A 15,122-nucleotide genomic window follows, 5' to 3' on the forward strand; every position below is an offset into this window, starting at 1 on the left:
AAAGGCTGTCGCATCAAGGTTGTGCGGACGCACAAGGATTCGTTCGCTAAATTTACAAACATTCGTGCTTGTATATAATCGCAGGCCGACCTCCGGAGAGTTTCCGATGCCTGTCCGCACCGCCGCGGCGTCCGCCGTGCGCCCCGTTCTGTCCTCCCCGTCCTCCTTCATCTGTGCCTTTGCCGTCGCGCTGTCCGCCCTGGTCGCGGGCTGCGGAGACAAGGCTGGCCCGGCGCCTCAGGCGCAGGCCGCCCCGCCGGCGGTGCCGGTGACCGTGCTGCAGGTGGCGCCCACCCGGGCTCCGCTGGTGGTCGAAGCGGTGGCTCAGGCGGAAGGTATGCGTGAGGTCGAGGTGAGGGCACGGGTGAGCGGCATTCTGGAAAAGTGGCGCTTCCGTGAAGGCGAGCCGGTGAAGGCCGGGCAGCTGCTGTTCCAGATCGAACGTGCGCCGTTCGAGATCGCGCTGGCCCAGGCGAAGGCGCGCCTGGCCGAAGCGCAGGCGGTGGAAGAACAGACCGCCCGCGAATCGCAGCGTCTGAACGGTCTGGTGGCCGACCGGGCAATCAGCCAGAAGGAATTCGACGACGCACGGTCGGCGGCCGCGGTGGCCCGCGCAACGGTGAAATCGGCCGAAGCCGCGGTGCGCGAGGCCGAACTGAACCTGGGCTACACCCAGGTTACGGCGCCGGTCAGCGGCGTCAGCGGCCGGGCGGTCAAGTCCGAAGGTTCGCTGGTGAGTACCGGTGCGGACAGCCTGCTCACCACCATTGCCCAGCTCGATCCGATCTGGGTGCGCTTCAGTCTGTCCGACACCGATCTGGTGGCGGTGCCTGGCGGTCGCGCCGCGGTGCGCGGTTTCCGCGAGGTCGAACTGCAGCTGCCGGACGGCTCCGTCTTGCCGCAGCGCGGCCGCATCAATTTTTCGGCCAGCCGCATCGACCCCTCGCTCGGCACGCTGGAAATGCGCGCCGAATTCGCCAATGCCGACGGCCGGGTGCTGCCGGGACAGTTCGTGCGTGCACGCGTGATCGCTGGCGAGCAGGACAACGTCTATCTGGTGCCGCAGTCAGCGGTGAGCCAGACCGAGAACGGTCCGGTGGTCATGCTGGCCAACGCCGACAACAAGGTCGAGCCGCGGCCGGTCAAGCTCGGGCTGTGGCAGGGCAAGGACTGGGTGGTGACCGGCGGCCTGCAGCCGGGCGACCGCGTGATCACCGACAACCTGCTCAAGCTGCGCCCCGGCGCGCCAGTGGCCCCGCACGCACCGGGCGAAGCCCCGGCGGCACCGGCAGCGCCTGCCGCGACCGCGCCGTCCAAGTCCTGAAGGAGCGCGCGACATGGCCCGCTTCTTCATCAACCGCCCGATCTTTTCGGGCGTCATCTCCATCGTCATCATGATCGCGGGTCTGGTGGCTTCGCTGTCGCTGCCGATCGCGCAATACCCGGAAATCTCGCCGCCCACGGTCATCATCACCGCCACCTACCCGGGCGCCAACGCCGAAACGCTGGCACGCACGGTGGCGGCACCGATCGAGGAGCAGCTGTCGGGCATCGAAGGTCTGTTGTACTACAACTCGACCTCGACCTCGAACGGCACGGTGAGCATCACGCTCACCTTCGAAGTGGGCACCGACCCGGATACCGCGCTGATCGCGGTGAACAACCGCATTTCGGTGGCCGAGTCGCGGCTGCCTGAAGACGTGCGCCGCTCCGGCCTGGTGGTGCGCAAGCGCTCGAACAACCTGCTGATGATCGCGGCGCTGAAGTCGACGGACGGCAAGTACGACACGCTGTTCCTGAGCAACTACGTGTCGGTGAACGTGCTCGACGAGCTGCGCCGCATTCCCGGCGTGGGCGACGCGCTCACCTTCGATGCACCGTACGCGATGCGGGTGTGGCTGAAGCCGGACGTGATGGCGCGTCTGGGCATCACCACCACCGACGTGGCGGCCGCGATCCGGGTGCAGAACGCGCAGAACGCGGCTGGCCGCATCGGTCAGGAGCCGGTGGTGAACGGCCAGCAGCTCACCTACACGGTGAGCGCCAAGGGCCGGCTGCTGTCGATCGCCGAATTCGAGAACATCATTCTGCGCGCCGACGGACCGTCCGGCGTGGTCCGGCTGAAAGACGTCGCGCGCATCGAGCTGGGTGCCGAAAGCTATGACCGTACGACCAAGGTGAATGGCACGCCGGTGACCGGCATCGGCCTCTACCTGCAGTCGGGTGCCAATGCGCTGGACACCGCCAAGGCGGTGCGCGCCAAGCTGGCCGAACTGACCACCCGCATGCCGGAAGGTCTGGAATTCATCATCCCGAACGACACCACCCGCTTCATCAGCGAATCCATCCGCGAGGTGACGCATACGCTGGCCGAAGCCACGGTGCTGGTGGTGCTGGTGGTGTTCGTGTTCCTGCAGAGCTGGCGCGCCACGCTGATTCCGCTGATCGCGGTGCCGGTGTCGCTCGTCGGTACCTTTGCCGGTCTGTGGGCTTTCGGTTTCTCGATCAACACGCTGACGCTGTTCGCCATGGTGCTTTCGATCGGCATCGTGGTGGATGACGCCATCGTGGTGCTGGAGAACGTCGAGCGGCAGATGCGCGAATTCGGCCGCTCGCCCAAGGAGGCGGCGCTGGAGGCGATGCGCGAAACCTCGGGCGCGCTGGTGGCCATGGTGCTGGTGCTGGACGCGGTGTTCATCCCGGTCGCCTTCCTCGGCGGCATCGCCGGCAAGCTGTACCAGCAGTTCGCCGCCACGGTGGCGGTGTCGGTCACCATTTCCGGTGTCGTCGCGCTGACCCTGACGCCGGCGCTGTGCGCGCTGATGCTGAACGGCCACGAAGGCGAATCGAAACTGTTCCGTCCGTTCAACCGCGGTTTCGACTGGCTCACCCGCATCTACACGAGCACCGTCGGCGCCACGCTGCGTCACCGCATCGTCGCCGCGCTGGTGGTGGTCGCGCTGTTCACCGGCGCCGGCTTCATGTTCCGCATGGTGCCCGGCGCCTTCGTGCCGTCCGAGGACCAGGGCTATCTGTTCGGCTTCGTCACGCTGCCGGATGGCGCGTCGGCCCAGCGCACCGAACAGTCCTTCGAAAAACTGCGCCAGATCATCAATGACGACCCGTCGGTCGAGAACGTGTTCATGGTGCGCGGCATGGACTTCATCACCGGCAACAACCGGGCGAGCGTGGCCATGACCTTCGTCGTCATGAAGCCCTGGCGTGAGCGCACCACCACTGCCGACGACCTGCAGAAGAAGATCGCCGCGGCCGGCATGAAGCTCACCGACGGCATGGGCCTCATCTTCAATCCGCCGCCCATCCAGGGCCTGGGTACGGCCGGCGGTTTCGAGGTGTACGTGCAGGCGCGCGAGGATTCGGATGCGCGCAAGCTGTCCGCCATCACCGGCCAGTTTCTCGACGCGCTGCGCGCGCGGCCGGAACTGACCGGCCTGAACAGCTTCTTCCGGGTATCGGCGCCGCAGCTCGCGGTCGAGGTGGACGAACCGAAGGCGATTTCGCTGGGCATTCCGCTCGACGCGGTCTATTCCACGCTGCAGGCCACCATGGGCACGCTGTACGTGAATGACTTCAACCGCTCGGGCAAGACCTACAAGGTGCAGCTGAGCGCCGACGCGCCCTACCGGATGAAGCCGGAAGATCTCGGCAAGCCCTATGTCCGTTCCGCCACCGGCGCCATGATTCCGCTGTCTGCGGTCATTTCGGTCAAGCCGGTCATCGGTCCGGAAATGGTCGAGCGCTTCAACGGCTTCGTCGCCGCCAAGGTGCTCGGCAATTCGGCCGCCGGCTACAGCTCGGGCGATGCCATCCGCGTGGTCGAGGAGGTGGGCCGTCAGGTGCTGCCGGCCGGCTACAGCCTGGAATGGACCGGTCAGGCCTACCAGGAAAAGCGCACCGGCATCACCTCGGTGCTGGCGCTGGGCTTCGGCATCATCATGGTGTTCCTCATCCTTGCGGCGCAGTACGAACGCTGGTCGCTGCCGCTGGCGGTCATCATGGCCATCCCGTTCGCCATCCTCGGTGCGCTGCTGGCAGTGTGGGTGCGCGGCATGCCGAACGATATCTACTTCCAGATCGGCCTCGTGGTGCTGGTGGGGCTGGCGGCGAAGAACGCCATCCTGATCGTGGAATTCGCACTGCAGAAGCAGCAGGAGGGCATGGACGCGCTGGCCGCGTCGCTGGAAGCCGCTCGTCTGCGCTTCCGCCCGATCTGCATGACTGCGCTCGCCTTCATTCTCGGCGTGGTGCCGCTGGTGATCGCCACCGGCGCCGGTGCTGCGGCCCGGCGTTCGATGGGTACCGGCGTGTTCGGCGGCATGCTGGCCGCTACCTTCATCGCCACCATTTTCGTGCCGATGTTCTACAGCTGGCTGGCCGGCCGCAAGGCGGCGTCGCGCCGCGACGACGCGCCGGCGGAGGTGACCGCATGATGTCCGTGAAAACCCCGCTCGCGCTGGCCTGCGCCGCGCTGCTGTCCGGCTGCATGGTTGGTCCCGATTACGTGCGCCCGGCGGTCGAGCTGCCGGCGCAGTACGGCGCCAACGACGCCGCCGCGCCTGCTGCAATCGCCCGCGGCTGGTGGAAGCAGTTCAATGACGACACGCTGAATGCGCTGGTCGAGCAGGCGCTGGCCGACAACACCGATGTGCAGCGCGCCGCTGCCCGCATCGAACAGGCCGACGCGCTGCTGCGCGAAGCCGGTGCGGCGCTGTTCCCGGACGTCGGGCTCCAGGCCGGCGCCAGCCGGTCCCGCATCAGCGGGGTGGGGGCGCCGATACCGGCCGGTTCGCCGCTGTACCGCAAGAACTTCCAGACCGCGATCGCCACCTCGTTCGAGCTCGATTTCTGGGGCAAGCTGCGGCGCGCCAGCGAGGCGGCCCGTGCGCAGGCGCTCGGCACCCGCTACGCGAAGGACACGGTCGAGCTGACGCTGGTGAGCCAGGTCACCGGCAACTATCTGAACCTGCGCGCGCTCGATGCCCAGCTCGCGCTGTCGCGCGACACGCTGGCCACCCGGCGCGAGAACGCGGACATCCTGCGTACCCGGGTCGAGCGGGGCCTGACCAACGAACTCGAACTGCAGCAGGCGCTCGCCGCGCAGGCGCAGATCGAGGCGCAGATCGCCGACCTGGCGCGCAGCCGTGCGCTGGTCGAGAACCAGCTGGCGCTGCTGACCGGCCGGCTCGGCCAGCAGATCGCGCCGGGCGACCTGCGCGCGCTGCCCTTGCCGCCGCTGCCGCCCGCTGGCCTGCCGTCCTCGCTGCTGGACGCGCGGCCGGACGTGCGTCAGGCGGAATCCGAACTGGCGTCGGCCAATGCGCTGATCGGCGTCGCCAAGGCTGCGCTTTATCCGTCGATTTCGCTGACCGGCAACTACGGTTCGCAGAGCCGCGAACTGTCTGACCTGTTCAGTGGCCCGTCCAACATCTGGTCGCTCGGCCTGTCGCTGGATCTGCCGCTGTTCGATGGCGGCCGCCGCAGCGCGCGGGTGGATCAGGCCAGCGCACAGCAGAAGCAGGCGCTGGCCGGCTATGTGTCGGCGATTCGCAACGCCTTTACCGACGTGCGCGACGCGCTGGCGTCGGCCGAACAGTACGCGCAGAGCGTTGAGGCGCTGCAGAAGCAGGCCGATGCCGCGACGCGCAGCCTGCAGCTCGCGCAGAAGCGCTATGACGCCGGCTATTCGCGCTACCTGGAAGTGCTGGACGCGCAGCGCACCGCGAACGAGGCGTCGCTGGCGCTGGTGCGGGCGCGCCAGGGCCAGCTGGCCGAAGTGGTGAACCTGTACGCCGCCCTCGGCGGTGGATGGGCTGCGGACGGGGCGACCGCGCCGGACGCCGCCGCGTCCACCCCGCCCGCTTCGAACTGAGGCCTTTCAACCGGCGATCGCGGCCAGCGGCCGCGTATCGTCCTTGCGCTCGCCCGCACGCGGCGTGTCCCGGGTCGCGTCGCGACCGGCCGCCGCCAGCGACTTGATGTCGCCGGACAGTTCGCCGCCTTCCTCGATGTGGATCTTGCCGTAGCGGATCTTGCCGTTGATGCGCCCGGTCGCGTGCACGACCAGCCGCTCGCGTGCGGTCAGTTCGCCCTCGAAAAGACCGTGGATTTCCGCCACGTCGATGCTCACGGTGCCGGCGAAGGCGCCGTTCTCGGCGATGCGCAGCACGCGGCTGTCCATCGTCGCCTCGACCCGGCCTTCGACCACCAGCGTGTCGCAGTCGAGGATTTCCGCGCCGCGCAGTTTCACGTCAGGCCCGACGATGAGGCGGCTGCCCTGGGTCGGGGAGGGCTCCAGCGTATCGCCGCGCGGTGCGCCGTTCGGTGGGCTGTCCTCGCGCTGCGGCGGCGCGCTGGTCGAGCCATGGCTGCCGGCGGTGGATGTCTGCGCGCTCTGGGACGCGGACGTGCCGGGCGTGAAGCCGGTGCTGCCACCGCCCGGCCGCAGGGTGCGCGGCAAGGTGGCGTCGGACGTTTTCGGGAACAGGGCGGGCTTGTTGAACATGACGTCTCCTTGAAAGGGTCCGCACCGGATGGATCGATGCGCGCTGTCCCTTGGCAAGTCGCATGCCTGCATGACTTTGTTTTTACAAATCAGAGGGATGTGCCGATTTTTTCGCCTTGTGCACTAGAAGTGAGGGGGCGGCGGGCTCATTCCGTCGCCTGTGCGCGACACCGTGCGGCCCGCCGCGGGCGATCGGCGCGCGGGGCGGGGCGCTGCGGCTGTCGTGCTGCGGCGACATGCGGTCGTATTTAACGTTCTGTTGCATTCGATAACCGGGGCTTACCGTGGCTGGCCCCGGGCCTGCCTAGACTTGGAGGCTGCCCGTCTTTCCGCCCCGCGCATTCCGCATGCCCCGCTTTTCCTTCCGCATCACGCTGCTGCTGACAGTCCTGCTCATCGCCGGCGCACTCGGCGCGGCCGCCGGCAGCGGCTGGCTCATGCTGCAGGATTTCGCGCGTTCGAGCCGGGAAGCGAGCAGCACCGCGCTGCGCCTCACCACCGCGATGCAGCAGCTGGACGAACGTGCGCTGGACATGACGCGCAGCGCGCGTCAGTACCTGGTACTGCGCGACGACGCGGTACGCGAACGCTACCGGGCGGCACAGACACAGGCGCTGGAGGCGCTCGCAACGCTGGACGCCTCGCTGACGCCCACCCCGCTCACCGCGCAGTGGCGCGAAGCCGCGACCGCGCTGACCGCTGCGCTCGATGCCCCGGTCAGCGGCGACGCCGCGGAACTGCCCGATCTGGTGGCACTGAACGACAGACTGGCCGAGCGCGTGCGCACCCAGCTTGACCGGCGAAACGCGGATCTGCTCGACACGCTGGATGAGCGCCGCGACATGCTGGCACGCGAGGTGATGGCCGCCATCGTGCTCGCGCTGCTGCTCGCCGTACTGGCCGGCTGGTGGGTGCTGCGTCCGCTGAAGGCGGTGGAGCGTGCCATCGTCCGGCTGGGCGAGGGCGGTTTCGACCAGACGGTGGAGGTCGGCGGGCCGGCCGACCTGCGCCGCCTCGGCGACAAGCTGGAGTGGCTGCGCCAGCGTCTGGCCGATCTGGAAGCGCACCGCAACCGCGTGCTCCGTCATGTGTCGCACGAACTGAAGACGCCGCTGGCGTCGCTGCGCGAAGGCATCGCGCTGCTGCAGGACGGCGTGACCGGCAAGCTCAGTGCCGAACAGCAGGAGGTGAGCGGGATTCTGGATGCCAACGCGCGTGCGCTGCAGGAACGCATCGAACAGCTGATCGGCTACAACGCCACCCAGTTCGACGCCCGTCACCTCGAACTGAAGCCCACCGCGCTGCGTGCGCTGGCGCGCGAAGTCGCCGCCGACCTCAAGCTGCAGGCCCAGGCCAAGGACGTGCGGCTGGACGTGAGCGGCTACGCGCCGCCGGTGCGCGGCGACGCCGCCAAGCTGCGCATCGCGCTGAGCAATCTGCTGGCCAATGGCATCGCCTTCAGCCCGCACGGCGGCACGGTGCGGCTGGAACTGAGCAGCGACGAGGCCGCCGCCCGCATCGACTGCATCGACGAAGGGCCGGGCGTTGCGCCGGACGAAACCGAACGCATCTTCGAACCTTTCTTCCGCGGCAGCCGGCGTGCGCCGCGGCCGGACAAGGGCAACGGACTGGGGCTGGCCATCGTGCGCGAATTCATCGCGGCGCACGGCGGCAGCGCCCGGGTATTGCCCGCTGAACGCGGTGCCCACTTCAGGATAGAACTGCCCCATGCCCGCTGATCACCCCCGCCTGCGCCTGTTCGCCCTGCTGCTGCCGCTGGCGCTTGCTGCCTGCGCCGGCGTCCGCCCGGCCGCATCGCCGGAGGCCGCGCCTGCGAATGCCGTGAAGACGGCGCCGCAGCCTGAGCCGACGCAGACCGATGCCGAGCGCCAGCTGCTGCAGGCGCTGCAGGCCGCTCAGCCGCGCGGTGGTAACCCCGCTCGTGCGCGTGCGCTGCTCGACGCGCTGATGGCGGCGCAGGGCGACGCTTCGAAGGCGGTGCACCCGCACGCGCGGGCGCTGCTGGATCTGCTGAACGAGCGGCAGCGGCTGGATGCGGCCAACCAGAAGCTGACCCAGCAGCTGGAGCGCAGCAGCCAGCAGGCCAAGGACAGTCAGGCGCGCGCCGACGAACTGCAGCGCAAGCTGGACGCGCTGGCCGACATCGAGCGCAGCCTGCCGGGCGCGCGCGTGCCGTCGCGTGGCGTACCGCGATGAGCGGACCGCGCCTGCTGCTGGTCGACGACGACACCGATCTGCTGCGCCTGCTGTCGCTGCGGCTCACCGCCAGCGGCTACCGGGTCAGTACCGCGGAAACTGCCGAAGCCGCGCTGACGCGGCTGGCGGTGGAACCGTTCGCGCTGGTGATCAGCGACGTGCGGCTGCCGGACCGCGACGGCCTGTCGCTGTTCGACGCGATACGCGCCCAGCATCCGGCACTGCCGGTCATCCTGCTGACCGCCCACGGCACCATTCCGGACGCGGTCGACGCCACTTCGCGCGGCGTGGCCGGCTATCTGACCAAGCCCTTCGACAGCGCCACGCTGCTGGAGCGCATAGACCGCGCACTGGCCCATGCCACGCCGTCCGGATCGCCTTCGCCGGCCGACACCCGCTGGCGCGACGGCCTGATCAGCCGCAGCACCCGCATGGCGGCATTGCTGGACGAAACCCGGCTGGTGGCCGCGTCCGATGCCAGCGTGCTGATACGTGGCGAGAGCGGTACCGGCAAGGAGCTGCTGGCCCGTGCGCTGCATCGCGCCAGCCCGCGTGCCGCCGCGCCCTTCGTCGCGATCAACTGCAGCGCCATTCCGGACGCGCTGCTTGAATCCGAACTGTTCGGCCACGAGCGCGGCGCCTTCAGCGGCGCGGTGTCGCGCCACACCGGCCTGTTCCGCGCCGCGCACGGCGGCACGCTGTTTCTCGACGAGATCGGTGACATGGCGCCGGCCCTGCAGGTGAAGCTGCTGCGCGTGCTGCAGGAGCGTGCAGTGCGACCGGTCGGCGCCACCCGCGCCGAGCCGGTCGACGTGCGCATCGTGTCGGCCACCCACTGCGATCTGGATGCGCTGCTGGAGCAGGGCCAGTTCCGCGAGGACCTGTACTACCGCATCAATGTGGTCACGCTGACACTGCCTTCGCTGGCCGAGCGACGGGAGGATATTCCGCTGCTGGCCGAGCACTTCCTGCGCACGCTGGCCGACAAGTACGGCAAGCGGCTGCGCGGTTTCGCGCCCGATGCCCTGGAGGCGCTGGCGACCGCGCACTGGGCCGGCAACGTGCGGCAGCTGCAGAACGTGGTGGAGCAGGCCTGCGCGCTCGCCACCACGCCGCTGGTGCCGCGCGCGCTGGTCGATCGCGCACTGCGGGTGCGGCCGATGGAGGCCCTGGGCTACGTCGAAGCCAAGCAGCGTTTCGAGCGCAATTATCTGGTGCAGCTGCTCAAGCTCACCGCCGGCAACGTGACCGATGCAGCCCGCATCGCCGGGCGCAACCGGACCGAGTTCTATCGGCTGCTGCAGCGTTACGACCTCGACCCCGGGCTGTTCCGCGGCGACGTCGCCGAAGCGCGACGCGCCTGATCCACGTGCGCTGGCCGACCGGCCCTTCCGGGCTGGAAGCGTGTCGCCGCAGCCCGACACGCGCAGCGCTCGGACTGCTCCAAGCCATTGATTCATAGCGTGGAAGAGGGCTGGCATGCACCGTGCTGTACAGGCATGGCATGTCAACTGTGGGAGCTTCCATGATCAAGAGACAGACCATCGCCACGCTGCTGGCCACCACCGCACTCGCTTATGGCATCTGCCCGCCGGCCCAGGCCGCGGGTTTTGTCGAAGCGGCGCGCCCGGTGCTGCCCGACCCCGGATCGGATGACCAGGACCGCAGCCTGCGCGATGCGATACGCGGCGCGCTGGCGGCCGATCGTTCGCTGAGCGGATGCTATGTGGCAGTCAGCGCACATGCCGGTCGGGTCACCTTGGGTGGTGTGGTACAGGACGCCTCGCAGCTCGCGCGCATCCTGCAGACCGCCGCTTCGGTACCCGGCGTGCGTGCGGTCGACAACGCGCTGGAACTGGCCGGGCGCTGAGTCTTCAGGGGACGGTGTAGTGCGATTGCGTCATCAGGTCGACGCCGCAGGGCAGGTTCTCTATCCAGTCGAGGAAACGCTTCACCATGGCCGGGCCTTCGAAGCGCGCGCCGTGCTGCGGCACGATCATCTGCACGTCCAGACTGCGCACCATCTGCGCCCAGTAGCGGCAGATCTTGTTGGCCACCATGTAACGCCGGTGGAAATCGAACATGTGCGGGATATGCGCGTCGAAATCGGCCACTGGCGGCAGCGCTTCGGAATGACCGATCATCGATGCGCCCATGTCGCCGGAGAACAGGATTTTCGACACCGGGTCATAGAACTGGAAGTTGCCTTCCGAGTGCATGAAATGCGCGGGCAATGCCAGCATTTCCATCTGCCCCAGCGGTATGCGCATGCCCTGGTCCGGAATCGGGATGATGCGTTCGGTATAGTCGCGTCCGGTGGTGAAGTGCGGCAGGAAGCGCGCCCACAGCTTCGAGATCATCACCTTGCACGAGGTGCTCACCATCCACTTGTTCATCGACGCGATGATGTCCGGGTCGGCGTGCGATGCGAGGATGAGATCGAGATCGCGTGACGAGAAGTAGCGCTGCATGGCCATCATGAGCCCGGTATAGGTCATGTTGCCGCCGGGGTCGATCAGCGCGCCGTGGTCGCCATCCACCACCAGGAACTGGTTGCACTGCACCGCATGGTCGGCGCCTTCATCGACCAGATCGTAGAAGGCCAGGCACACATGCCTGCCGTCGTTGAACAGCTCCACCGCCATGATTCGCTCCCCGCCGATGCCGACGTCACATAATACGCGTGCATCAGCCGGCGCCGTTCCTGCGTGGGCGCCCGGCGGATCGACCGGTCGGGTGGCGCGAGAGGCTGATGAAGGTCCGCAGCGGACCGCGCGCGATTGTGCAGGCGGGGCGGGCCGGGGCGCTTGATCGTCATCAAGCGCCCGCTGTCGGGCTCAGGTGCGGCGGCGCGCCAGTCCGATCAGGCCGAGGCCGGCCAGCATCAGTGCATAGGCCGACGGCTCCGGCACCGCGGCGGCGATGCTCAGGCCCAGCGTGCTGCCGTTCCAGCTCGCCTGTGCGGTGCGGCCGGGCGCGAGGCCGATCACGTCGATCACCGCGCCGGCACCGGTGACCGGATGGGCCAGCCGCAGCGTGCCGCCGACCGACAGCAGGTCGGCGAAGCTGGCCGCCCCGGTGCCGGCGTATTCGCCCAGATCGATCACGATGCGACCGCCATAGAAACTGGCGTTGCCGAGAATGATGAGGTGATCGCGCTGCGACGGCGCGTCGCCGTCGATTTCCAGCACCAGTTCGCCGCCTGCGGTCTGCGTGTAGTTCTGCAGCGTGAGAGTGCCGGGCGAGGTGCCCGGAGCGAAGATGCCACCACTGTTGCTCACGTTGCCGGTGATGCTGCCGGTGCCCTTGAGCACACCACTCTGCAGGATGATGTTGCCGGCGAAGGTACCCATGACCGTGGTGGTGCCGGCGCTCTGGGTCATCAGGCCAGAGAAGGTGCTGCCGGCTTCGATCCGCAGTTCGCCCTGGTTGCGGAACTGCCCGTTGGTCTGGAAGCCGACCGGGGCGCTGCCGGACACCACCATGCGGCCTTCATTGACCAGCGAACCGGAGCTGTCCAGCAGCAGCGGATTGACCGCGGTGTTCGCTTCGATCAGTCCCTGGTTGACCACGGCGCCGCGGATGCGCGTGGCACCGCTGAAGGTCTGGCCTGCGCCCAGCGTCAGCACCGGCACCCGGCTGATGTAGTTGCCGTAGTAATCCAGCACGTTGCCGGCGTCATCGCTGAATTCGACCCGGCCGGTACCGGCCAGCAGCGTGTCGCCGTAGAGGCGGAGCTTGGCGTAGGTGGTCGGGCTCACGTCGCGCGGATGCGCCAGCCCGAAAGCCAGCGTGCCGTTATTGGTGATCGTGCTGCTGGCACCGTTCCATCCGAAGTTCATTTCGTTGCCCGAGGTCGCCTCGACCCGGCCTTCGATGGTGACGCCGGTCAGGAAGGTGGCCACCCCGTTGGTGCCGTCGGTGTAGATGCGCCCGCTGCCGGTGGTGCGCAGCGTGCCGCCGTACACCGCGGCACCGAGGTCGATGGACGACGCGTTGCGGGCTTCGATCAGGCCGCCGGCATTGTCGATGGCCGAGGTGATCCAGATGCGGCTGCCGTTTTCGGCGCGGATGTCACCCCGATTGACCAGCGAATGCAGCGTGGAGTAGGGCGAGGCCGGATTGCCGTTCGGCAGTCCGCTGATCATCAGGAAGCTGGCGGCGTTGTCGGCCACCACGCTGCCCTGGTTCACCACTGACAGACGACCGCCGGCGAGATTGCCGTTGTAGCCGAGCTTGCCGGCGCCGCGCAGCGTATGTCCCTGGGCGATCACCAGCGTGTTGGCGTCGGTGCTGACGCCATAGATGATCTGGCTGTCGTTGAAGGTGGCACGTTCGTTGGTGTAGCCGTTGCCCAGCAGCGTGGTGCCGCTGCCTGACAGCGTGACGGTGCCGCTGATGCCCAGCAGCGCCAGCCGGCCGTCCGAACTGAGGCGCAGCGTCCCGTTGTTGATCAGCGACGCACCGCCGCCCGGATCGCTGACGATGAGCCGGGCGTCGCCGAAGCTGTAGTTGATCGCGTCATTGAAGGCGGCCGAACCGCCGATGATGAGCGTGTCGCCTGCGTCGATGGCCAGATGGGTGGCCGAGCCGCCGAAGGCCGCGCAATCGATGCGCTGGGTGCAGTAGGGGCTGGGCGTGATCGCATAGGGCGGTGCGATCTGCACCGTGCTGTTGCGTGACGGGTCGTTGTCGATGAATACCCGCGATGCCGGGTAGTTGGTCGGCGGGCCGCTCGGCGACCAGTTCCAGTAGGTGGTGCCGCCGACCGTGCGGTTATTGGTGTTCCACAGCGTGTCCGCCTGGCCGAGCCAGACATAGTCGGCTGCGGCCAGCGGCGCAGACAGGCCGGCTCCGGCAAGCAGTGCGGCGCAGAGCGCGCTCAGGCGACGCAGGCGGATGTGCGGGGCAGATGTGGAGGCAGGCACGGCGGCGACTCACTCGACGAATGGAGACGAGGAACCTTAACCGCGACAAGCCTGCTGCACAGCCCCCTGTTCGGGGGTGTCGGGGCGGCTTACAGCGTTCCGAAGAGAGGGAGATGGTGGGCCCCCTGGGAGTCGAACCCAGCACCAACGGATTATGAGTCCGCTGCTCTAACCAAGCATGAGCTAGAGGCCCGTGAGGGAGCGGTACTATAGCAAAGCGCTGCGGCGTCGGGCCGGGCAGGGCGATTGCGGGGAGAAAGAAACGCGTGTGGCCGGACTTCGAAGGCGGGTCCATCGTCAATCTGATGCAGGACATCGTGCGGGCCCGGGGTGGGCGAAGCAGTCTCCCGGGTGTGAGCGGTGTCGATGTGCGCGACTGGCGGGATGCCCGCACCGTCGTGCTGCTGGTGCTGGACGGCGTCGGGCTTAAGCAGCTCGACGCATTGCCTGACACCGCCTTCCTGCGCCGGCATGGGGTGCGGGCGCTTACATCGGTATTTCCGTCCACCACCGCGACCGCGATCACCACCTTCATGACGGCACGGCCGCCAGTCGAGCACGGGCTGACCGGCTGGCATGTGCGCTGTGTCGAACCCGGACTGGATGGGCGTGTGCTCGCCATCCTGCCGGTGACACCGCGGGGTGGCGGACCGCTGGGCATGGCGGCGGACGATGCGCTGGCGCTGACCTGCCGCACGCCGGCGCTGTTTTCCGGTCTGCCGATTGCATCGCAGGTGGTATCGCCCGCCGAGATCGCCCATTCGCCCTTCAACCGCCGGCACAGCGAAGGCGCGGCGCGCACCGCTTACGAGGGGCTGGACGGCCTGTTCGCGGCGTTGGATGGCGCGCTCGATGCATCGGCGCCGCCGGCCTATGTCTACGCCTACTGGCCTGATTTCGACCACTGCGCCCATATGCGTGGATGTGCATCGGAACAGGCGCAGACCCTGCTGCGTGGCATGGATGCCGCGCTCGAGGCGTGGGCGGCGCGCAGGCAGGGCGATCCTGTGCAGCTGCTGATCACCGCCGACCATGGTTTCATCGACGCACCGGCCGAACGCCTGCTGGAACTGGAGTGTTTTCCTGCCCTTGCCGATTGCCTGGCCTCACCGTTGTCCGGCGAGCGGCGGGCGGTGTTCTGTCATCTGAAACCGGGGCGTGAGCGCGATTTCGAAAGGGCGCTGGCCGATCTGTCTGACGCATGCACGCCGTGGCGATCTGCGGACCTGCTCGAGGCCGGGCGTTTTGGCCCGGGCGCGCCCCATCCGCGCCTGCGCGAACGCATCGGCGACTGGACGCTGGAAATGAAGGCGGACTGGACCTTGCGGGATACGCTGCCGGGCGAACGCGCGTTCCGGCTCATCGGCGTGCACGGCGGCACCAGCGCGGCGGAAATGCAGGTGCCTCTGGTGGCGTGTTCGCTGGGGTAGGGAAAGAGGACCGGGCGCGCGCAC

11 protein-coding genes and 1 tRNA gene are annotated in these 15,122 nt (G+C 68.2%); 8 read left to right on the forward strand and 4 right to left on the reverse strand.

Features of this window, described 5'->3' with window-relative positions:
- Window positions 1-106 precede the first annotated feature (106 nt).
- Genes METUNV1_RS10335 through METUNV1_RS10345 form a run of 3 tightly spaced genes read left to right on the forward strand, consistent with a single transcriptional unit; the run spans window position 107 to window position 5,890 of the window.
- Window positions 107-1,324, forward strand: a complete 1,218-nt coding sequence (locus METUNV1_RS10335; protein ID WP_008061455.1) for an efflux RND transporter periplasmic adaptor subunit — start codon at window positions 107-109, stop codon at window positions 1,322-1,324.
- 13 nt (window positions 1,325-1,337) lie between these two features.
- On the forward strand, window positions 1,338-4,451 hold the full coding sequence (locus tag METUNV1_RS10340) for an efflux RND transporter permease subunit (RefSeq protein ID WP_008061456.1): 3,114 nt from the start codon (window positions 1,338-1,340) through the stop codon (window positions 4,449-4,451).
- Window positions 4,448-5,890 (forward strand): efflux transporter outer membrane subunit, encoded by a 1,443-nt coding sequence (locus tag METUNV1_RS10345; protein WP_008061457.1) that lies wholly within the window; start codon window positions 4,448-4,450, stop codon window positions 5,888-5,890. The genes METUNV1_RS10340 and METUNV1_RS10345 overlap by 4 nt, the downstream gene beginning before the upstream one ends.
- 6 nt (window positions 5,891-5,896) lie before the next feature.
- Here METUNV1_RS10345 and METUNV1_RS10350 read toward each other — a convergent pair whose 3' ends face one another.
- Entirely contained in the window at window positions 5,897-6,523 is a 627-nt protein-coding gene (locus tag METUNV1_RS10350) for a bactofilin family protein (RefSeq protein ID WP_008061458.1), read from the reverse strand.
- Window positions 6,524-6,870: 347 nt separating this feature from the next.
- On the opposite strand from METUNV1_RS10350, the gene METUNV1_RS10355 reads away from it, so the two are divergent.
- From METUNV1_RS10355 to METUNV1_RS10370, 4 genes are all read left to right on the forward strand, one after another.
- The gene (locus tag METUNV1_RS10355) at window positions 6,871-8,262 is read left to right on the forward strand and encodes a sensor histidine kinase (protein ID WP_008061459.1); all 1,392 of its coding nucleotides are present in this window, start codon (window positions 6,871-6,873) and stop codon (window positions 8,260-8,262) included.
- Entirely contained in the window at window positions 8,252-8,740 is a 489-nt protein-coding gene (locus METUNV1_RS10360) for a hypothetical protein (RefSeq protein ID WP_008061460.1), read from the forward strand. Before METUNV1_RS10355 ends, METUNV1_RS10360 begins: the two co-directional genes overlap by 11 nt.
- Window positions 8,737-10,104, forward strand: a complete 1,368-nt coding sequence (locus METUNV1_RS10365; protein WP_008061461.1) for a sigma 54-interacting transcriptional regulator — start codon at window positions 8,737-8,739, stop codon at window positions 10,102-10,104. The genes METUNV1_RS10360 and METUNV1_RS10365 overlap by 4 nt, the downstream gene beginning before the upstream one ends.
- Window positions 10,105-10,265: 161 nt before the next feature.
- Window positions 10,266-10,610, forward strand: a complete 345-nt coding sequence (locus tag METUNV1_RS10370) for a BON domain-containing protein (RefSeq protein ID WP_008061462.1) — start codon at window positions 10,266-10,268, stop codon at window positions 10,608-10,610.
- A 4-nt stretch (window positions 10,611-10,614) separates the two neighbouring features.
- On the opposite strand, the gene METUNV1_RS10375 is transcribed toward METUNV1_RS10370, so the two are convergent.
- From METUNV1_RS10375 to METUNV1_RS10385, 3 genes are all read right to left on the reverse strand, one after another.
- Window positions 10,615-11,385: an oxygen-binding di-iron domain-containing protein gene (locus METUNV1_RS10375; RefSeq protein ID WP_008061466.1), complete on the reverse strand. Its 771-nt coding sequence runs from the start codon at window positions 11,383-11,385 to the stop codon at window positions 10,615-10,617.
- Between the two features lie 192 nt (window positions 11,386-11,577).
- Window positions 11,578-13,668, reverse strand: coding sequence for a PEP-CTERM sorting domain-containing protein (locus tag METUNV1_RS10380; protein WP_008061467.1), 2,091 nt, complete (start codon window positions 13,666-13,668; stop codon window positions 11,578-11,580).
- Window positions 13,669-13,782: 114 nt separating this feature from the next.
- A tRNA-Ile gene (locus tag METUNV1_RS10385) sits at window positions 13,783-13,861 on the reverse strand.
- Between the two features lie 73 nt (window positions 13,862-13,934).
- On the opposite strand from METUNV1_RS10385, the gene METUNV1_RS10390 reads away from it, so the two are divergent.
- Window positions 13,935-15,098 (forward strand): alkaline phosphatase family protein, encoded by a 1,164-nt coding sequence (locus tag METUNV1_RS10390; protein ID WP_008061468.1) that lies wholly within the window; start codon window positions 13,935-13,937, stop codon window positions 15,096-15,098.
- Window positions 15,099-15,122: the final 24 nt, after the last annotated feature.

It is taken from the genome of Methyloversatilis universalis FAM5 (assembly GCF_000214035.2).
GTDB classification, from domain to species: domain Bacteria; phylum Pseudomonadota; class Gammaproteobacteria; order Burkholderiales; family Rhodocyclaceae; genus Methyloversatilis; species Methyloversatilis universalis.